Consider the following 19035-nt stretch of genomic DNA (forward strand, 5'->3'; position numbering starts at 1 on the left):
CTCGATGATCACCCCCGAGAGCGAAGCCCACCGGCTCGACACCGCCGACCCCGGCCACCGACACCTGTTCCACGTGCCGCCGGCCGAGGGCGGGCGGCATCCCGACGTGGCGTACCTGGCCGGCAACTCGCTGGGCCTGCAACCGCGGGCCACCGCCGGCGAACTCGTCGCCGACCTGGACGCCTGGCGGCGGCTCGGCGTGGAGGGGCACCTGGAGGCGGAGCGGCCCTGGCTGCCCTACCACGAGCTGTTGACCGGGCCGGCCGCGCGCCTGGTCGGCGCGCGGGCCACCGAGACCGTGGTGATGAACTCGCTGACGGTCAACCTGCACCTGTTGATGGTCAGCTTCTACCGCCCCGCGGGGGAGCGGACGAAGATCGTCATCGAGGACAGCGCGTTCCCGTCGGACAGCTACGCGGTGCGCAGCCAGGCCCGCTTCCACGGCCTCGACCCGGACACCGCAGTGGTGCGACTGCGGCCCCGCGCCGGTGAGGACACCCTGCGCACGTCCGACGTCACCGACTTCCTGGCGGCCGAGGGGCGGACGGTGGCGCTGCTGCTGCTCGGCGGCGTCAACTACCTGACCGGCGAGCTGATGGACATCCCGGCGGTCACCGCCGCCGGGCGGGCCGCCGGCGCGGTGGTCGGGTGGGACCTGGCGCACGCCGCCGGCAACGTGCCGCTGGCGCTGCACGACTGGGACGTCGACTTCGCCGCCTGGTGCTCCTACAAATACCTCAACGCCGGCCCGGGCGCGCTGGCCGGCGCCTTCGTCCACGAGCGGCACCACACCGACCCGTCGCTGCCCCGGTTCGAGGGCTGGTGGAGCACCGAGGCGGCGACCCGATTCGAGATGACACCGGTGTCCCGCCCACCGGCCACCGTGGAGGCGTGGCAGATCTCCAACCCGCCGATCTTCGCGATGGGCCCGGTGCGCACCTCGCTGGAGCTGTTCGACGCCGTCGGCATGCCGGCGCTGCGGGAGCGCAGTCTGCGGCTCACCGGCTGGCTGGCGCGCCTGCTCGACGAGGTGACGCCCGGCCGGCCGCTGACCGTCATCACGCCGCGCGACCCGGCCCGGCGCGGCTGCCAGCTCTCGGTCCGGGTCGGCAGCGGCGGCGGTGGCGCCGGCGAGCTGACCAAGCGGCTGCGGCACGAGCACGGCGTGATCGCCGACGCCCGGGAACCGGACGTGGTGCGGTTCGCCCCGGTGCCGCTCTATTCGACGTACCACGACTGCTGGCGGGTCGCCGACGCGCTGGCCTCGGTGGTCGGCAGGGAGGGCTGATGCGGGCACGGGACGAGATCGCGGTGGTCGGGGCCGGGCTGGCCGGCTGCCTGCTGGCCTGCTTCCTGGCCCGGCGCGGCTACCCGGTGGCCCTCTACGAGCGGCGGGGCGACCCGCGCACCGGCACGGTCGAGCGCGGGCGCTCGATCAACCTGGCGCTGTCCGAACGCGGGCTGGACGCGCTGCGCCGGATCGGCCTGGACGAGCAGGTGATGGCGGACGCGCTGCCGATGCGCGGGCGGATGATCCACCCGGTCGGGGGCGAGCCGCAGTTCCAGCCGTACAGCGTCTCCGGGGACCGGGCGATCAACTCGATCAGCCGGGGCGCGCTGAACAACGCGCTGCTCGACGCCGCCGCCGCGCTGCCGGGCGTGCGGATCGCGTTCGACCACCGGCTGGTCGGCCTCGACCCGGTCGGCGGCGAGATGACGTTCGAGACGCCGCAGGGCAAGGTCAACGCCGCCGCGTCGGTCGTCCTGGGCGCCGACGGCGCCGGCTCCGCGGTGCGCGGGCAACTGCTGGCGTACGGGGGTCTGACCGAGAGCCTGGACTTCCTCGACTACGGCTACAAGGAGCTGACCATCCCGCCGATCGGTGGGGAGTTCGCGCTGGACCCGGGCGCGCTGCACATCTGGCCGCGCGGCACCTCGATGATGATCGCGCTGCCCAACCCGGACCGCTCGTTCACCTGCACGCTGTTCTGGCCCACCCACGGCAGGAGCAGCTTCGCGTCGCTGAGCAGCCCGGCCGCGATCGAGCGGTTCTTCCCCACCCACTACCCGGACCTGGTCCCACTGGCGCCGAACCTGGTCGATGACTACCAGCACAACCCGGTCGGGGTGCTCGGCACGGTGCGCTGCACGCCCTGGCAGGTGGCCGGCCGGGTCGGCCTGCTCGGCGACGCCGCGCACGCCATCGTGCCGTTCTACGGCCAGGGCGCGAACTGCGCGTTCGAGGACGTGGTCGCACTCGACCGCTGCCTGGACGAGTGCGACGACGAGTGGGCCGCCGCGCTGCCGCTGTTCCAGCAGCGCCGCCAGGACGACGCCGAGGCGATCGCCCGGATGGCGCTGGCCAACTTCGTGGAGATGCGGGACAAGGTGGCCTCGCCGGTGTTCCGCGCCCGCAAGCAGGTCGAGCACGCGCTGGAGCGGGCGCTGCCCGGCCGCTACGTCTCCCAGTACGAGCTGGTCTCCTTCTCCACCACCCCGTACGCGCAGGTCCGTCGCCGGGTCCGCCGCCAGTACGCGGCCGTCGGCGCGGTCGTGGCCGGCGCGGTGGCGCTGCTGGCCGGCGGGGTCGGCGCGGTGCTGGGGCGGCGGCGGTGACGCGCTGGGACCCCCGGCTGATGACCGGGCACGCGCCGGACGGGCCCGCCCTGCTGCGCAACTTTGTCGGCGGCGCGTTCGTCGACGCCGGTTCCCGGTTCACCAAGCGCAGCCCGGTCACCGGTGAACCGGTCTTCGAGGTGGTCGAGGCGTCGAGGTCCACGGTGGACGACGCGGTCACCGCCGCCCGGGCCGCGCTGCGCGGCCCGTGGGGCCGGATGGGGGAGCGGGACCGCGCCGAGGTGCTGCGCCGCGTCGCCGACGAGCTGGAACGCCGCTTCGACGACCTGGTCGCCGCCGAGGTGGCGGACACCGGCAAGGCGATCTCGCAGGCCCGCACGCTGGACATCCCGCGCGGTGCGGCGAACTTCCGGGCGTTCGCCGAGATCGTCGCGACCGCGCCCACCGAGTCGTTCACCACTGTCACCCCGACCGGTGGCCGGGCGCTCAACTACGCGGTCCGCAAGCCGGTCGGCGTGGTCGCGGTCATCGTGCCGTGGAACCTGCCGCTGCTGCTGCTCACCTGGAAGGTCGCCCCGGCCCTGGCCTGCGGCAACGCGGTGGTGGTCAAGCCCAGCGAGGAGACGCCGGCCTCGGCGACGCTGCTGGCCGAGGTGATGGCCGCGGCCGGCGTGCCGGACGGCGTGTTCAACCTGGTGCACGGCTTCGGCCCCGGCTCGGCCGGCGAGCACCTGACCCGGCACCCCGGCGTGGACGCGATCACCTTCACCGGCGAGTCGGCCACCGGCAGCGCCATCATGCGCGCCGCCGCCGACGGGGTGAAGGCGGTCAGCTTCGAGCTGGGCGGCAAGAACGCCGGCCTGGTCTTCGCCGACGCCGACCTGGACACGGCGGTCGCCGGTTCGGTGCGGTCCAGCTTCACCAACGGCGGCCAGGTCTGCCTGTGCACCGAGCGCATCTACGTGCAGCGGCCGGTGTTCGAGGAGTTCACCGCGCGGCTGGCGAAGCGCGCCGACGAACTGGCGTACGGCTGGCCGGCCGACGAGGCGACGGTGAACATGCCGCTGATCTCGCCCGCCCACCGGGACAAGGTGCTCGGCCACTACGCGCTGGCCCGCACCGAGGGCGCCGAGGTGCGCGCCGGTGGCGGGACGCCACGCTTCGGCGACGCCCGCGACGGTGGCGCGTACGTGCAGCCGACGGTGCTCACCGGGCTCGGGCCGGACGCCCGGACCAACCGCGAGGAGATCTTCGGCCCGGTCGTGCACGTGGCGCCGTTCGACTCCGAGGACGAGGCGTACGCGCTGGCCAACGGCACCGACTACGGCCTGGCGGCGACCGTCTGGACCCGGGACGTGGGCCGGGCGCACCGGGCCGGGGTGCGGCTGGACGCCGGCATCGTCTGGGTCAACACCTGGTTCCTGCGCGACCTGCGCACCCCGTTCGGCGGGGTGAAGGCGTCCGGCGTCGGCCGGGAGGGCGGCGCGCACTCGCTGGCCTTCTACTCCGAACTGACGAACGTCTGCGTGGACCTGTCGTGAGCGCGAGGAGTGAGCCGGGTTTGCGAGCCCCGCAGTCGCGAACGGAGGCTGACCCTGTCGTGAGCGCGAGGAGTGAGCCGGGTTTGCGAGCCCCGCAGTCGCGAACGGAGGCTGACCCTGTCGTGAGCGCGAGCGAGGAGCGGATATGACCGTGGACATCGAGGCCGCCAACCGGGAGTTGGCGGTGGCCCGGCAGGAGGGGAAACCCTGCCCGCCGCTGCGCGGCCGGCTGCTGCCCGAGGGCGACGTCGAGGCGGCCTACCAGGCGCAGCGGGTCCACACCCGGCAGCGCCTGGGCAAGGGCCACCGCCGGGTCGGCGCGAAGATCGGCCTGACCTCCCGGGCGGTGCAGGAGAGCTTCGGCGTCTTCCAGCCCGACTTCGGGGTGCTCTTCGACGACATGGCCGTCGGCGACGGCGAGGAGGTGCCGCTCCGCCGGCTGCTCCAGCCGCGGGTGGAGGCGGAGATCGCCTTCGTGCTCGGCGCGGACCTGCCGGACGAGCGGGTCACCACCGTCGACCTGGTCCGGGCCGTGGACCACGTGCTGCCGGCCATCGAGATCGTCGACTCGCGGATCGCCGACTGGGACATCTCCATCGTGGACACGGTGGCGGACAACGCCTCCAGCGGGCTGTTCGTGCTCGGCACCGCGCCGCGCCGGCTCGCCGAGGTGGACCTGCGGCTGTGCGGGATGGTGCTGGAGCAGGCGGGCGAGCCGGTGTCGGTCGGCGCGGGCGCGGCCTGCCTCGGCAACCCGCTGCACGCGTTGCGGTGGCTGGCCGGCACGATGGCCCGCGCCGGCGATCCGTTGAAGGCCGGCGACGTGGTGCTGTCCGGCGCGCTCGGCCCGATGGTGCCGGTCACGCCGGGCGCCGCCTACGAGGCGCGGATCTCCGGGCTCGGCTCGGTGCGTACCTGCTTCTCCGGGGAGGAGAACTCATGACCGTCGGGGTGGCGGTGCTCGGGTCGGGCAACATCGGCACCGACCTGATGGTCAAGGTGCTGCGGCTCAGCACCGGATTGCGGATGGTGGCGATGGCCGGCATCGACCCGGCCTCGGACGGCCTGGCCCGGGCCCGCCGGCTCGGCGTGGCCATCACCGCCGAGGGCGTCGACGGGCTGGTCGCGATGGAAGAGTTCGCCGACGTGGAGCTGGTCTTCGACGCCACCTCGGCCGGCGCGCACCGCCGCCACGACGAGGTGCTGCGCGCGCACGGCCGCACCGTGGTCGACCTGACCCCGGCCGCGCTCGGCCCGTACGTGGTGCCCCCGGTGAACCTGGACGAGCACCTGGGCGAGCCGAACGTCAACATGGTCACCTGCGGCGGGCAGGCCACCGTGCCGATCGTGCACGCGGTCGGCCGGGTCACCCCGGTCGCCTACGGGGAGATCGTCGCCTCGATCGCCTCGAAGTCGGCCGGGCCGGGCACCCGGGCCAACATCGACGAGTTCACCGAGACCACCGCCCGGGCCATCGAGGTCGTCGGTGGGGCCGAGCGCGGCAAGGCCATCATCGTGCTGAATCCGGCCGACCCGCCGCTGCTGATGCGGGACACCGTCTACTGCCTCTGCGCCGACGCCGACGCCGACCGGGCCGCGATCGCCGCCTCGGTGGCCGACATGGTGGCCGCCGTGCAGGAGTACGTGCCCGGTTACCGGCTCAAGCAGCAGGTGCAGTTCGACCCGGTCGACACGTACGCGCCGGTGCTCGGCCGGCACTTCCGCGGCCTTCAGGTGTCGGTGTTCCTGGAGGTCTCCGGCGCCGGGCACTACCTGCCCGCGTACGCCGGGAACCTGGACATCATGACGTCGGCCGCGCTGCGCACCGCCGAGCGGCTGGTGGCCCTGCGGGAGGTGGCACCGCGATGACCGACCTCTACATCCAGGACGTGACGCTGCGCGACGGCATGCATGCCATCGCCCACCGCTACACCACCGACCAGGTCCGCGCCGTCGCCGCGGCGCTCGACGCGGCCGGGGTGGCCGCGATCGAGGTGGCGCACGGTGACGGGCTGGCCGGCTCCAGCGTCAACTACGGCCACGGCGCGGCCTCCGACGCCGAGTGGATCTCGGCCGTCGCCGAGGTGCTGACCACCGCCCGGCTGACCACGCTGCTGCTGCCCGGCATCGGCACCATCGCCGACCTGCGGGCGGCGAAGGCGCTCGGGGTGACAAGCGTGCGGATCGCCACGCACTGCACCGAGGCGGACATCTCCGCCCAGCACATCGCGTGGGCCCGGGAGAACGGCATGGACGTCTCCGGGTTCCTGATGATGTCGCACCTGAACGACCCGGCCGGGCTGGCCGCCCAGGCCAAGCTGATGGAGTCGTACGGCGCGCACTGCGTCTACGTCACCGACTCCGGCGGCCGGCTGCTGATGTCCGACGTGGCGCAGCGCGTCGACGCGTACCGGCAGGTGCTGGCGCCGGAGACGCAGATCGGCATCCACGCGCACCACAACCTGTCGCTGGGCGTGGCGAACAGCGTGCTGGCGGTCGAGCACGGCCGGATCCTCGGCGACGGCCCGCTCGGCTCGCCGTCCGGCCGGACCGTCCGGGTGGACGCCTCCCTGGCCGGGATGGGCGCGGGCGCCGGCAACGCCCCGCTGGAGGTCTTCGTCGCGGTCGCGGAGCTGCACGGCTGGAAGCACGGCTGCGACGTGTTCGCGCTGATGGACGCCGCCGACGACCTGGTCCGCCCGATGCAGGACCGGCCGGTCCAGGTGGACCGGGAGACGCTCTCCCTCGGGTACGCGGGTGTCTACTCCAGCTTCCTGCGCCACGCCGAACGGGCGTCGGCGAAGTACGGGGTGGACGTCCGCTCGATCCTGGTCGAGCTGGGTCGCCGCCGGATGGTCGGCGGCCAGGAGGACATGATCGTGGACGTGGCACTGGACCTGGCCGGTAAGGAGAACCCATGATCGGGCCGGACGTCGCGGGGATCGCCGAGAAGCTGGGCGCGGCGGCGGATTCCGCCACCGCCATCCCGCAGCTCGCCGCCGAGACCGGCCTCGACCGCGACGCCGCGTACGCGGTGCAGGCGGCGCTGGTGCGGCGCCGCCTCGACCGCGGCGAGCGGCTGGTCGGGCTGAAAATGGGGCTGACCAGCAGGGCCAAGATGGCCCAGGTCGGCGTGGACGAGGTGATCTGGGGTCGGCTGACCGACGTGATGCGGGTGCCCGACGGCGGCACCGTCGACGTCGGCGGCTTCATCCATCCCCGGGTCGAACCGGAGGTGGCGTTCCTGCTGGACCGGCTGCCCGCCCCGGGTGAGCCGGTCGGCTCGTTCACCCGGGCGGTCCGCGCGGTCGCCCCGGCGATCGAGCTGATCGACTCCCGGTACGCGAACTTCACCTTCTCGCTGCCGGACGTGATCGCCGACAACACCTCGGCCGCCGCGTTCACGATCGGCGCCTGGTCGCCGGTGCCCGACGGGCTCGACAACCTGGGTGTGCTGCTGGAGATCGACGGGCGGGTGGCGCAGGTCGGTTCGACCGCGGCCATCCTCGGCGACCCGCGCCGCGCGCTCGACGAGGGCCTGCGGCTGGCCGGCCGGCACGGCGTCCGGCTGCGCAAGGGGTGGGTGTTCCTGGCCGGCGCGGCCACCGCCGCGGTGCCGTTGCGGCCCGGCGCACACGTCCGGGCCGTGGTGGAGAAGCTCGGGTCCGCCTCGTTGAAGGCGCTCCCATGACCGCCCGGGTGGTGGCCGGCAAGGCCGTGCCGCGCGGGGCGTTCCCGCACGTCAAGGTCGCGGGCGGCTTCGTCTTCGTCTCCGGTACGTCGTCGCGCCGGCCGGACAACACGTTCGCCGGCGTCGCGGTGGACGAGTTCGGCACCACCGACCTCGACATCCGGGCGCAGACCCGGGCCGTGATCGACAACATCCGCGACCTGCTCCGCTCGGTCGGCGCCGAGCTGACCGACCTGGTGCAGGTCACCAGCTACCTGGTCAACATGAACGACTTCGGTGGCTACAACGAGGTGTGGGCGGAGTTCTTCGACGCCACCGGTCCGACCCGGACCACGGTGGCCGTGCACCAGCTTCCGCACCCGCACCTGCTGATCGAGATGCAGGCCGTGGCCCTACTGCCGTCGGGAGGTCCGTCATGAGTGAGATCGCCGAGCCGTTCAGCTTCGCCGGCTGGATCGGGGAGAACCAGCACCTGCTCAAGCCGCCGGTGGGCAACAAGGAGATGCTGCCCGGCAGCGACGACTTCATCGTCATGGTGGTGGGCGGGCCGAACCAGCGCACCGACTTCCACGTCGACCCGTACGAGGAGTTCTTCTATCAGGTCAAGGGCAACATGCACATCAACCTGATGACGCCCGAGGGCCCGCGCACGGTGCACGTGCGCGAGGGGCAGATGTGGATGCTGCCGCGTAACACCCCGCACTCGCCGCAGCGCCCGGAGGCCGGCTCGATCGGCATGGTGATCGAGCGGGTCCGCGAGGAGGGCACGCTGGAGAAGTTCCAGTGGTACTGCGCCGAGTGCAGCCACCAGGTGCACGAGGTCGAATTGCAGGTGCGCGACATCGCCGCCGACCTGCCCCCGGTCTTCCAGGCGTTCTACGCCGACGAGAAGGCCCGCACCTGTGACAACTGCGGCACGCTGCACCCGGGCAAGGGCTGATGCCGGTGCCGGTCGTGGACGTGCACACGCACGTCGTGCCGAAGGGGTGGCCGGACCTCGCCGTGGCCTGCGGCGGGTCCGGCTGGCCGTGGCTGCGGGTGGACTCCGAGCGCGCCGCGATGATCATGGTGGGGGAGACGGAGTTCCGGCCGGTCGGCGCCCAGTGCTGGGACGCCGACACCCGACTCGCCGACATGACCGCCGACGGCGTCGACGTGCAGGTCGTCTCACCCACCCCGGTCTTCTTCGGCTACGACCGCCCGGCCGACCAGGCGGTCCGGGTGGCCCGGATCTTCAACGACCTCACTTTGGAGGTCACCAACGCCGGCGGTGACCGGTTGGTGCCGTTCTGCCAGGTGCCGTTGCAGGACGCCGACCTGGCCTGCGCCGAGCTGGACCGCTGCCTCGCCGCCGGGCACGCCGGCGTCGAGATCGGCAACCACGTCGGCGACCGGGACCTCGACGACGCGGGCGTCGTGGCGTTCCTGACCCACTGCGCCGAGGTCGGCGCGCCGGTGTTCGTGCACCCGTGGGACATGCCCGGCGGCCCCCGGCTGAACCGGTGGATGGCCCGCTGGCTGACCGGCATGCCGGCCGAGACGCACCTGTCGGTGCTGGCGCTGATCCTCGGTGGCGTCTTCGACCGGGTGCCGGAGACGCTGCGGATCTGCTTCGCCCACGGCGGCGGCAGCTTCCCGTTCTGGCTGGGCCGCGCCGACAACGCCTGGCGCCGCCGCGGCGACCTGGTGCGCGGGGCGTCCCTCGCCCCGCCCAGCTCCTACGTCGACCGGTTCCACGTCGACTCGGTGGTGTTCGAACCGGCCGCGCTGCGGCTGCTGGTGGACACCATGGGCGCGGAGCGGGTGCTGCTCGGCAGCGACTACCCGTACCCGCTGGGCGAGCGGCCGGTCGGGCAGGTGGTGCACCGGTCCGACTTCCTCACCGACGCCCAGCGGGCCGCGCTGCTCGGCGGCAACGCCCTGCGCTTCCTCGGCCGGGGCGTGGCCACCGATCGGAGCGAGGCGGTCCGGGAACTCCTGTCGATCGACCGTGACTGGACGGGCATCGTCGACGACGACGAGCCGGCTCCGTCCTGACCGCACGGCTCGGGGCACCCGAAGGTTGCCAGCCGGGCGGACGTGTCGGCCGGCCGGCCCGCCGCCGAGCGGGCAGGATGGTGGCATGGCCGAGCCGCACGACCTGACCGCGCTGGAGCAGGCCGCCGCGATCCGCCGGGGCGAACTGTCCAGCCTGGAGCTGGTCGAGCACCATCTGCGCCGGGTCGACGCGCTCGGCGACACCGTCGGCGCGTTCGTCACGGTCACCGCCGACCGGGCCCGGGCCGCCGCGCGGGCCGCCGACGCCGTCCCTGCCGCGGACCGCGGGCCGCTGCACGGCGTGCCGACCGCGATCAAGGACCTGACGCTTACCGCCGGCGTGCGCACCACGTTCGGCTCGGCCGCCTTCGCCGACTTCGTGCCACCGGTCGACGCCGACGTGGTCCGCTTCCTGAGCGAGGCGGGGCTGATCGGCCTCGGCAAGACCACCACCTCCGAGCTGGGCTGCTCGCTCTACTCCGAGGGGCTCGTCGCGCCGCCGGCCCGCAACCCGTGGGACCTCGCCTACACCGCCGGCGGCTCCAGCGGCGGCGCGGCAGCCGCGGTCGCCGCCGGCCTGGTGCCGGTCGCGCAGGGCTCCGACGGCGGCGGCTCGCTGCGCATCCCCGCGTCACTGTGCGGCCTGGTCGGCCACAAACCCAGCCGGGGACTGGTCTCCGGCGGCCCGCTCGGCTTCGGCGCGTTCGGGCTGCCCACCAACGGGCCGATCGGCCGCACCGTCGCCGACGTGGCGGCGCTGCTCGACGTCCTGGCCCGGCCGGCGCCCGGCGAGCCCTACCTGCCGCCGGCCGCGCCCACCGGCGGCTACCTCGGCGCCGCCCGCGCCGCCGGCCCCGGCCGGCTGCGGATCGGCCGCTTCACCACGCCGATGCTCGCCGACGAGCCGGTGCACCCCGACTGCGTGGCCGCCGTCGACCGGGCCGCCGCGCTGCTCGCCGACGCCGGGCACGAGGTGGTCGAGGTTCCCGCGCCGCTCGGCCCGGAGGTCTGGCCGATGTTCGAGACCGTCTGGTACGCGCTGGCGCTCGCCCCGGTGCCGGCCGACCGGGAGGCCGAGCTGCTGCCGCTGACCCGGTTCCTGCGCGAGCGCGGCGAGGCGGTCGGCGCGGCCCGGCTGATGGCCGCGCTCGGTGAACTGCAGGCCCAGGTACGCCGCGGAGTGCGCCGCACCGCCGGCTGTCACCTGCTGCTCTGCCCCACGCTGGCCGCCCCGCAGGCGCCGGTCGGCGCGTTCGCCGCCCTCGACCCGGCGGAGGACTTCGACCGGCAGCGGCGCTTCTCGCCGTACTGCGCGGTCTTCAACGTCACCGGCGACCCGTCCGTTTCGCTGCCGGTCGGCCGCACGGCCGCGGGCCTGCCGGTCGGGGTGCTGCTCACCGGCCGCTACGGCGACGACGCGACATTGATCGCGACTGCCGCGCAACTGGAGCACTGGTGTGGCGGGTGGGATCAGCACCCCGCAATCTGGCGGGCCGTCGACTCCGCTAACGTGAACATCACAAGCGAGGTCGGGCGCGGCCCGTCGTGACCGTCCACCCGACCCGGAACATTCCTGGTCTCTTTCCGCCTGGGGGCGTTGGGATTGTCTGTTACCGAGACGTTGGTGTTCTTCGTCGGCATCCCGGCCGCCGCGGTGCTGGTGATCGCCGGCCTGGCGGCCGCCGGCAGCCGCGGCAGCGGTGGCGGCGCCAAGCGCTACCGGCCGGGGCGGCCCTTCGACTTCACTCCGGTCTGGTTCCTGGGCCGGCCGGAGCAGCTGGCCGACTCGGCCGGCACCGCGCTGACCGCCGGCGCGCAGGCGTCGGCGCTGACCAGCCGCAAGCAGGAGCAGGCCGGCCGGGAGGCGCCGGCCAGTGGAACCGGAGGCGCAAGTGACCGTTGGTGAAGCGCGGCCCGAGACCGGGACGGGCACCCCGCCCGACGTGCTGGACGGGCCGTTCTCGACCCGGCAGCTGCTCCGCATCGACGAGGCGCTTCGCCTGGCCGACCAGGGCACCGGCCTGGTCTTCTCGGTCTACGTGGGCGGCCTCGACGAGCCGGTTCGGGAACACGCCGAGCGGCTGCACCGGCAGCTCGCCGAGCCGGACCGGTCGGTGCTGATCGCGGTGTCGCCCAACCAGCGGCAACTGGAGATCGTCACCGGCAAGTACGCGCGCAAGCGCATCCCGGACACGTACGTCAAGCTGGCCGCGCTCTCCATGGTGGCGTCCTTCGGCGGCGGCGACCTGGCCGGCGGCGTCATCCAGGGCCTCGACCAGCTCGCCAGCCACGCCGGCAAGGGCTGAGCACCGGCCCACGGACACGACGAAGCCCGGCCCGCAAACGCGGGCCGGGCTTTCTCGTGCGCTCAGCGGGGCCAGCCGGAGGGATCCAGCCGCATCGGCCACGGCTCGTCGAGCTGGACGGGATCGTCCGGCCCGAGCGTGCCGGCCATGTTGTGGTGCACGCCCCTGACCAAGTGGTAGCGGTAGATCACCGGGCCGAAGTCGCCGCGCTCCACCCGCCAGTAGTGGGGGATACCCGCCTCGGCGTAGAGCACCGGTTTTTGACGAGCCGGTCGTACCGGCGGCTGCTCGGGGATTCGATCTCGACGACGAGCGCCACGTCCGTCGCGTGCAGCCACAGGCCGTCGCGGGGGGCGTCGGGCTTGACCACGCTGACGTCCGGAATGAGATTACCGCCGGGGGCGCGCAGGCCGGCTTCCCGGCTCCGTACACGATAAACGGCCGGGGTCGGCGCGGGCTTCCACCCACGCCGGCCCCGGCCGACGCCCTCCTGCTCAGTCGCTGCGGGTGTCCCGCTCGCGGGCCTTCAGCGCGCGGACGACCCCGTCGCGGCCCTCGGCCACCAGGCGGCGCAGCGACGCCGGCCGGCCGTCGCGGGCCAGCCACTCGTCGGTAGCCGCGACGGTGTCCTCGTCGACCAGGTACGACGGGTAGGCGAGCTGCACGAACTCCTGCGCCGGCTCGCTGTCCCGCTGCGCCCAGATCTGGTCCACGGTGGCGAAGTAACGCTCCCGGTAGGGTGCGGTCAGCTCCACCTGCGCCGGGTGGGTGAGACCCTGCAACAGCGCCCGGTTGCGCCAGTTGGGCAGCGCGTCCGGGCCGGTGAGCTGCGCCCACACCGCGGCCTTGTTCGCCTCGGTCGGCACCAGCGCGTACGCGTACGCCGCCTCCCGCTCGCCGCTGGCGGTGCGGTCGCCCGCCAGCTCGGCGTCCACCTCGGCGGTCCCGGCCGCGCCGTTGGCGACGAGCGACTGGAGCACGGTCCAGCGCAGCTCGGTGTCGACGGTCAGCCCGTCCGGCACCCCGGTGCCGTCCAGCCAGCCGCGCAGCGTCGCCAGGTCCTCGCTGGAGCGGGCCGACGAGGCGTACGCCCGGGCCCAGGCGAGCTGGAAACCACTGCCCGGCTCCGCCGCGGCCAGCGCGGTGCGCGCGGTGCGGGACAGGTCCGCCCAGCCGGTCGGCGCCCACGCCGGGTCGGCATAGAAGGTGAGCGCCGTGGTCGCCTGCCGCAGCGTGGCGGTCACCAGGTTGATGTCGGTCTCGGCGGTCAGCCCGGCCAGCACCAGCGCCACGTAGTCGCGGGCCGCCAGCTCGGCGTCGCGGGTCATGTCCCAGGCGGCCGTCCAGCACAGCGCCCGGGCCAGCGACGAGTCGAAGCCGGAGATGTGCTGCACCACAGTCGACATGGACCGCTCGTCCAGCCGAAGCTTGGTGTAGGTGAGGTCCTCGTCGTTGAGCAGCAGCACGTCCGCGGCCGGCCTGCCGTGCAAGGCGGACAGCTCGGTCGACTCGCCGGTCACGTCCACCTCGACCAGCTCACGGCGGACCAGCCGCCCGTCGGTCAGGTCGTAGAGACCCACCCCGATCCGGTGCGTGCGCAGCGTCGGGTGCCCGGCCGGCGCCTCCTGCCGGACCACCACCCGCTCGTACGCGCCGTCGGCGCCGATGGTCACCTCCGGTCGCAGCGTGTTTACCTGCGCGGTCTCCAACCACTGGGCGGCGAACTTGCGCAGCTCCCGGCCGGAGGCAGCCTCCAGCTCGGAGAGCAGGTCGTCGAAGGTGGCGTTGCCCCAGGCGTGCTTGCCGAAGTAGGCCCGCAGCCCGGCCAGGAACGGCTCCTCGCCCACGTACGCGACGAGCTGCTTGAGCACGCTGGCGCCCTTGGCGTACGTGATGCCGTCGAAGTTGACCTCGACGGCCTCCAGGTCCGGCATCTCGCAGTAGACCGGGTGGGTGGAGGAGAGCTGGTCCTGCCGGTAGCCCCAGTTCTTCCGGATGGACAGGAACGTCGTCCAGGCGTCGGTGAAGCGGGTGGCGTGGGTGTTGCACCAGTGGCTGGCCCACTCGGCGAACGACTCGTTCAGCCACAGGTCGTTCCACCAGCGCATGGTGACCAGGTCACCGAACCACATGTGCGCCAGCTCGTGCAGGATCGTGTTGGCGCGCTGCTCGTACTCGAAGTCGGTGACCTGGGAGCGGAAGATGTAGTGCGACTCGGCGTGCGTGACGCAGCCGAAGTTCTCCATCGCGCCGGCGTTGAAGTCCGGCACCCAGAGCTGGTCGTACTTGGGCAGCGGGTAGCGCACGCCGAACTTCTCCTGGAAGAAGTCGAAACCCTGCGTGGTGATCAGGTGCAGGTCGTCGGCGTCGAGGTGGGGTGCCATGCTGGCCCGGCAGAAGTAGCCCATGTCGATGCCGTCGTGGGTGTGCCGCACCTCGTGGTAGGGCCCGGCGCAGAGCGCGGTGATGTAGGTGCTCATCCGCTCGGAGACGGTGAAGTGCAGCGTCTTCATGCCCTCCCCGGCGGCCTCCTCGCGGGCCACCGGCATGTTCGACACGACCTTCCAGTGGTCCGGGACGGTGGCGTGCCAGGTGTAGACGCTCTTCAGGTCGGGCTGGTCGAAGCAGGCGAAGACCTTCTGCGCGTCGGCAGTCTCGAACTGGCTGTAGAGGTAGGTCTCGCCGTCGACCGGGTCGACGGTGCGGTGCAGACCCTGGCCGCTGTTCGAATAGCCGAAGTCGGCGTCGACCACGAGCACGTTCTCGGCGGCCAGGCCGGGCAGTGTGAGGCCCTTCTCGGCGGACCAGTCGGACAGGTCGACCGGGTCGCCGTTGAGGGTGGCCGAGCGCACCGAGTCGGCGGCGGTCTCGATGAAGGTGCTCGCTCCCGGCTCGGCACAACGGAACCGGACCTCGGTCACCGAGCGGAACGTGCGACCGGTGGGCTGCACCGCGGTCGACAGGTCAAGGCTGATGTCGTACCCGGTCACCTCGAGCAGGCGGGCCCGCTCGGTCGCCTCGACCTGGGTCAGGTTGCGCACTCCCGGCACTGTTCGTCTCCATCCCACTCGTGTCGCCGCCCCGCGGCACCGGTGTCTGCCCGGCCCGCTCGTGACGGCCGGCGCAGCACCGAGTCTTCCATGCACCCACCGCTTCGGTGGGCGAGGTCACGCTCTCATTCCGGTACCGATCGATGGTGCCCGGGGTGAGGATCGGAAGGTGACGGCGCCGGAGCCCCGGCGCCGGGGAAGACGTGAAGGGACGACACCGTGACCGAACGTGTCACCGCGGACATGTGGTTCGACCCGCTGTGCCCGTGGGCGTGGATCACCTCCCGCTGGCTGCTGGAGGTCGAGCAGGTCCGGGACGTGGACATCCGGTTCCACGTGATGAGCCTGGCCGTGCTCAACGAGGGCCGGGACCTGCCGGCGGAGTACCAGGAGCTGATGCGCAAGGGCTGGGGCCCGGTGCGGGTGTGCATCGCCGTCGAGCAGGCGCACGGGGCCGAGGCGCTGGCGAAGCTCTACACCGCCATGGGCACCCGGATCCACCTGGGCAAGGCGGAACTGGACCGGGACATGCTGGTCGGCGCGCTCACCGAGGTCGGGCTGGACCCGGCGTTGGCCGACGCCGCCGAGTCCACCCAGTACGACGACGCGCTGCGGGCCAGCCACGAGGCCGGCATGCGGCCGGTCGGCACCGAGGTGGGCACGCCCGTGGTCCACGCACCCGGCCCGGACGGCACCGGGCAGGTCGCGTTCTTCGGCCCGGTGATCACCCCGGCGCCGAAGGGCGAGGCGGCCGGCCGGCTGTGGGACGGCGTGCTGCTGGTCAGCGCCACCCCCGGCTTCTACGAGCTGAAGCGCACCCGCACCCAGCCCCCCATCTTCGACTGAGGTGTAAGGAGGGGCCCCTTGTTAACGCCTCAGGTATAGCAGGGGGCCCCGCTTAACACCGCGTCGAGCGTCACCGGGCCGGTGTGGGGCTCGTTTCACCGGGTGTCCCAGCCGGCGGCCCGATCGCCGCCGCACCCCGGCAGCTCCTGGAGGCGTTCCGCATATGGGTAAGCACCGCCGCCTGTCCGACGACGCGCCGCAGCCGGCGACCGGGGACTCCGGTGCGACGTACTGGTCGGTGGCCGAGGGCGACTGGCCCGCCGGTCCGGCCGAGCTGGCCGACCTGCTGGCCCCGCCGATCGTGGTCGGGGTGGCCCGGGTGGTGGCCACCTCCCGGATCAGTCCGCCCGAGGCGGGCCGCCCCGGCCGCGTCCCGACCCGGTCCGGCGCCGCCGGCCACCCGACCGCCGCGGGGGCGACGACGGTACGCCTCAACGCCGGCTCCCGCCCGTCCGCGCCGCCCCGTCGCCCGGCCGGTCCCGGCCGCCACCGCGACCCCGTCGCCTGAGCGGGGGTGTTAACAAGGGGCCCCGCCTCTACCGGAGGCGTTAAGCGGGGGCCCCTCCTTTCACCTGGTGGAAGGAGGGGAGTCCGGCGGCGGGGGAGATGCGGGCGCGGGTAGCGTCAGCGGGCATGACGGTCGTGCATCCGATCGCCCGGGCCTGGATCACCACTGGCGGCACCGGCGCGCAGAACTACGACGAGTTCGCCGACGACGCGGAGATCACCGCCATCGTGGCGGCCAACCCGCACAGCGCCCTGGGCATCGAGATGCCCCACCGGGCGCCGGACAGCGTCGGGAAGTCGTTCCTCGACGCCCTCCCGGACGCGGTGGCACGCTTCGCCGAGGCCAAGGCGGACGGCAGCTACACCCCGGCCGAGCAGGTGGTGGTGCTCTACCGGATCAGCGCGCCGGGCGAGGAGAGCGCGTACGGGCTGTGGGCCATGGTCGACACCGATCAGATCTCCACCCGGGCCGACGAGCCCGGCCTGGTGATCCGCAACGAGGACGTGTTCATCGCCAAGGTGCGCGAGCGCGTCGCGTTGGCCGAGGCGCTCGGCCACCTGCTCTCGCCCGTACTCCTGCTGCAGACCGGTCGCGGCGACGAGCTGCACGCGGCGCTCGCGGCGGCGACCGAGTCGGCCGGCGCGCCCGCCGCGACCGACGTCGACCAGTCCGGCCGGACGCACGCGATCTGGCTGGTCGGTCCGGGCCCGGCGCAGGACGAGCTGACCGCGCTGGCCGGCGGCGGCGACCTGGTGGTCGCGGACGGCAACCACCGCAGCCTGGCCGCGCAGACCGGCGGCTTCCCGCGCTTCCTCTCGGTGATCACCACACCCGCGTCGGTCGCCATCCAGCCCTACAACCGGCTGGTCGGCGAGTTGACCACCACGCCGGACGAGCTGCTCGACCGGCTCCGGGCCGCCGGCGCCGAGGTCACCGAGGCCGCCGGCCCGGTCGGCGTCCCGGCCACCGGCGGCACCGTGCACCTGCACCTCGCCGGCCGGGGGTACGCGGTGACGCTGCCGCACGTCGGCGCCGGCCGGTTGGAGAACCTGGACCACGCGCTGGTCGAGCGGCTGCTGTTGCGCGACGCGCTGGGCCTCGACCCGGGCGACAAGCGGATCACGTACGTGGGCGGCGACTACCCGGCGAGCTGGCTGACCGGTGAGGTGGACGCCGGTCGGGCCGAGCTGGCGGTGCTGGTGGCGCCGGTGACCGTCGACGACTTCGTCGCGGTCAACCTGGCCCGGGAGAAGATGCCCCGCAAGAGCACCTGGTTCACGCCGAAGGCGCGGGCCGGCCTGGTGGTGGCGGAGCTGCCCCGCTGACCGGCGTGTGACGAACCGCCTCCGGGCCGCCGCCCGGGCGACGATTCGCCGGGCGCGCCTGTCAGACTGCGCGGTATGCGCGTCTACCTGGGATCCGACCACGCCGGTTTCGAGCTGAAGGTGCACCTGGCCAATCACCTGGCCAAGCAGGGCTTCGAGGTGGTGGACGTGGGGCCGCACGCCTTCGACCCGGACGACGACTACCCGGCGTTCTGCCTGCACACCGGTGACCGGGTGGTGGGCGACCCGGGCAGCCTCGGCGTGGTGATCGGCGGCTCGGGCAACGGCGAGCAGATCGCCGCCAACAAGGTGTCCGGCGTCCGGGCGGCGCTCGCCTGGAACGTCGACACCGCCCAGCTCTCCCGGGAGCACAACGACGCCAACGTCGTCGCGATCGGCGCGCGGCAGCACACGCTCGACGAGGCGACCGCCCTGGTCGAGGCGTTCCTGACCACCGCCTTCTCCGGCAATCCCCGGCACAGTCGGCGGATCGCCCAGGTGGCCGACTACGAGCAGAGCCGCCGGCTGCCGGACCTGCCCGCCTGACGGTCCGTCGCACCGGGCGCGGGCTGGCCGGATGGCCCGGTTCGGTCGGGTGGCGTCGGGTCGGGTGCCCGGAGTGGGCCGTTCAGCGTCCGCCGCGGGGCAGTTCCTCGCGGGGCACCCAGTTGCGGCGGACCAGCACCACCCGCGCCTCGGCCTCGGCCAGGTCGTCGTCGGTGGGGCGGGCGGCGTCCCGCGCCCGCATCGCAGCGGTCACGCTCACCTGCGACGACCCGGAGCCGACGAGGCCACGCAGCCCGCGTTCGCCCTCGTCTGCGGCGGGGGCGCCGCGCCGGCCCCGGGGCTCCGACTCCGACTCGCCACGTCGGGAGCCACGCGACGGCCGCGAACCGTCGTCCGGGGAATCGGCCCGTCGGGGAACGTGCGGGGGGCGGGGCGCGACGTCGTCGTGCACTCCGGCCGTGCTCGCGCTCGTCTCCCCGGCCACGTTCGCCGTGCCGGCCGTGTCCGTCTCCCCGGCCGCGTTCGCCGTGCCGGCCGTGTCCGTCTCCCCGGCCACGTTCGCCGTGCCGGCCGTGTCCGTCTCCCCGGCCACGCCTGCCGTGCCGGCCGTGCTCGTGGCCGCCTCGCCCTGATGCCGCAGTCGCCGT

At 73.6% G+C, this 19035-nt stretch carries 21 protein-coding genes and 1 pseudogene; 18 read left to right on the forward strand and 4 right to left on the reverse strand.

Going from position 1 to position 19035, the window contains the following annotated elements:
- The first annotated feature begins 4 nt into the window (after positions 1 to 4).
- From kynU to AB0H28_RS17830, 13 genes are all read left to right on the forward strand, one after another.
- Positions 5 to 1288, forward strand: coding sequence for a kynureninase (gene kynU / locus AB0H28_RS17770; protein ID WP_358040759.1), 1284 nt, complete (start codon positions 5 to 7; stop codon positions 1286 to 1288).
- The gene (locus tag AB0H28_RS17775; protein ID WP_358040762.1) at positions 1288 to 2616 is read left to right on the forward strand and encodes an NAD(P)/FAD-dependent oxidoreductase; all 1329 of its coding nucleotides are present in this window, start codon (positions 1288 to 1290) and stop codon (positions 2614 to 2616) included. Before kynU ends, AB0H28_RS17775 begins: the two co-directional genes overlap by 1 nt.
- Positions 2617 to 2636: 20 nt before the next feature.
- A complete protein-coding gene (locus AB0H28_RS17780; protein ID WP_358040884.1) occupies positions 2637 to 4118 on the forward strand; it encodes a 2-hydroxymuconic semialdehyde dehydrogenase in 1482 nt (493 codons plus the stop codon).
- Positions 4119 to 4263: 145 nt separating this feature from the next.
- The gene (locus AB0H28_RS17785) at positions 4264 to 5061 is read left to right on the forward strand and encodes a fumarylacetoacetate hydrolase family protein (RefSeq protein WP_358040765.1); all 798 of its coding nucleotides are present in this window, start codon (positions 4264 to 4266) and stop codon (positions 5059 to 5061) included.
- Positions 5058 to 5987 carry an acetaldehyde dehydrogenase (acetylating) gene (locus AB0H28_RS17790; protein ID WP_358040768.1) on the forward strand — a complete coding sequence of 310 codons (930 nt, stop codon included), beginning with the start codon at positions 5058 to 5060 and terminating at the stop codon, positions 5985 to 5987. The genes AB0H28_RS17785 and AB0H28_RS17790 overlap by 4 nt, the downstream gene beginning before the upstream one ends.
- Positions 5984 to 7039, forward strand: coding sequence for a 4-hydroxy-2-oxovalerate aldolase (gene dmpG / locus AB0H28_RS17795; protein ID WP_358040770.1), 1056 nt, complete (start codon positions 5984 to 5986; stop codon positions 7037 to 7039). Before AB0H28_RS17790 ends, dmpG begins: the two co-directional genes overlap by 4 nt.
- On the forward strand, positions 7036 to 7809 hold the full coding sequence (locus AB0H28_RS17800) for a 4-oxalocrotonate decarboxylase (RefSeq protein WP_358040773.1): 774 nt from the start codon (positions 7036 to 7038) through the stop codon (positions 7807 to 7809). The genes dmpG and AB0H28_RS17800 overlap by 4 nt, the downstream gene beginning before the upstream one ends.
- Entirely contained in the window at positions 7806 to 8228 is a 423-nt protein-coding gene (locus tag AB0H28_RS17805) for a RidA family protein (RefSeq protein ID WP_358040776.1), read from the forward strand. Before AB0H28_RS17800 ends, AB0H28_RS17805 begins: the two co-directional genes overlap by 4 nt.
- Complete coding sequence (locus AB0H28_RS17810) at positions 8225 to 8749, forward strand: 3-hydroxyanthranilate 3,4-dioxygenase (protein ID WP_358040779.1); 525 nt, start codon at positions 8225 to 8227, stop codon at positions 8747 to 8749. Before AB0H28_RS17805 ends, AB0H28_RS17810 begins: the two co-directional genes overlap by 4 nt.
- Entirely contained in the window at positions 8749 to 9846 is a 1098-nt protein-coding gene (locus AB0H28_RS17815; protein WP_358040782.1) for an amidohydrolase family protein, read from the forward strand. The genes AB0H28_RS17810 and AB0H28_RS17815 overlap by 1 nt, the downstream gene beginning before the upstream one ends.
- Before the next feature lie 85 nt (positions 9847 to 9931).
- Positions 9932 to 11395: an amidase gene (locus AB0H28_RS17820; RefSeq protein WP_358040785.1), complete on the forward strand. Its 1464-nt coding sequence runs from the start codon at positions 9932 to 9934 to the stop codon at positions 11393 to 11395.
- 72 nt (positions 11396 to 11467) lie between these two features.
- Complete coding sequence (locus AB0H28_RS17825) at positions 11468 to 11752, forward strand: hypothetical protein (protein WP_358040887.1); 285 nt, start codon at positions 11468 to 11470, stop codon at positions 11750 to 11752.
- The gene (locus tag AB0H28_RS17830; protein ID WP_358040787.1) at positions 11739 to 12152 is read left to right on the forward strand and encodes a DUF5130 family protein; all 414 of its coding nucleotides are present in this window, start codon (positions 11739 to 11741) and stop codon (positions 12150 to 12152) included. The genes AB0H28_RS17825 and AB0H28_RS17830 overlap by 14 nt, the downstream gene beginning before the upstream one ends.
- Positions 12153 to 12214: 62 nt before the next feature.
- Here AB0H28_RS17830 and AB0H28_RS17835 read toward each other — a convergent pair whose 3' ends face one another.
- The 3 genes from AB0H28_RS17835 to pepN form a co-directional block, all read right to left on the reverse strand.
- Positions 12215 to 12406, reverse strand: coding sequence for a hypothetical protein (locus AB0H28_RS17835; RefSeq protein WP_358040789.1), 192 nt, complete (start codon positions 12404 to 12406; stop codon positions 12215 to 12217).
- A complete protein-coding gene (locus AB0H28_RS17840) occupies positions 12340 to 12522 on the reverse strand; it encodes a hypothetical protein (protein WP_358040793.1) in 183 nt (60 codons plus the stop codon). Before AB0H28_RS17840 ends, AB0H28_RS17835 begins: the two co-directional genes overlap by 67 nt.
- A gap of 124 nt (positions 12523 to 12646) precedes the next feature.
- The gene (gene pepN / locus AB0H28_RS17845) at positions 12647 to 15193 is read right to left on the reverse strand and encodes an aminopeptidase N (protein ID WP_358040796.1); all 2547 of its coding nucleotides are present in this window, start codon (positions 15191 to 15193) and stop codon (positions 12647 to 12649) included.
- A gap of 228 nt (positions 15194 to 15421) precedes the next feature.
- On the opposite strand from pepN, the gene AB0H28_RS17850 reads away from it, so the two are divergent.
- The 4 genes from AB0H28_RS17850 (at position 15422) to AB0H28_RS17865 (ending at position 18427) form a co-directional block, all read left to right on the forward strand.
- Positions 15422 to 16048 carry a disulfide bond formation protein DsbA gene (locus AB0H28_RS17850; RefSeq protein WP_358040799.1) on the forward strand — a complete coding sequence of 209 codons (627 nt, stop codon included), beginning with the start codon at positions 15422 to 15424 and terminating at the stop codon, positions 16046 to 16048.
- 163 nt (positions 16049 to 16211) lie between these two features.
- Positions 16212 to 16556 (forward strand): hypothetical protein, encoded by a 345-nt coding sequence (locus tag AB0H28_RS17855; protein ID WP_358040802.1) that lies wholly within the window; start codon positions 16212 to 16214, stop codon positions 16554 to 16556.
- A gap of 125 nt (positions 16557 to 16681) precedes the next feature.
- The gene (locus tag AB0H28_RS17860; RefSeq protein WP_358040805.1) at positions 16682 to 17881 is read left to right on the forward strand and encodes a DUF1015 family protein; all 1200 of its coding nucleotides are present in this window, start codon (positions 16682 to 16684) and stop codon (positions 17879 to 17881) included.
- A gap of 75 nt (positions 17882 to 17956) precedes the next feature.
- Positions 17957 to 18427, forward strand: coding sequence for a ribose-5-phosphate isomerase (locus AB0H28_RS17865; RefSeq protein WP_358040808.1), 471 nt, complete (start codon positions 17957 to 17959; stop codon positions 18425 to 18427).
- A gap of 82 nt (positions 18428 to 18509) precedes the next feature.
- Here AB0H28_RS17865 and AB0H28_RS17870 read toward each other — a convergent pair.
- Positions 18510 to 18725 (reverse strand): annotated as a pseudogene (locus AB0H28_RS17870) (hypothetical protein); the annotation flags it as partial.
- Between the two features lie 121 nt (positions 18726 to 18846).
- Between AB0H28_RS17870 and AB0H28_RS17875 the strand changes: the two are divergent.
- On the forward strand, positions 18847 to 19020 hold the full coding sequence (locus AB0H28_RS17875; protein WP_358040890.1) for a hypothetical protein: 174 nt from the start codon (positions 18847 to 18849) through the stop codon (positions 19018 to 19020).
- The last annotated feature ends 15 nt before the right edge of the window (positions 19021 to 19035 follow it).

The organism is Micromonospora sp. NPDC050980, from assembly GCF_040653835.1.
In the GTDB taxonomy this organism is placed as follows: Bacteria; Actinomycetota; Actinomycetes; order Mycobacteriales; family Micromonosporaceae; genus Micromonospora.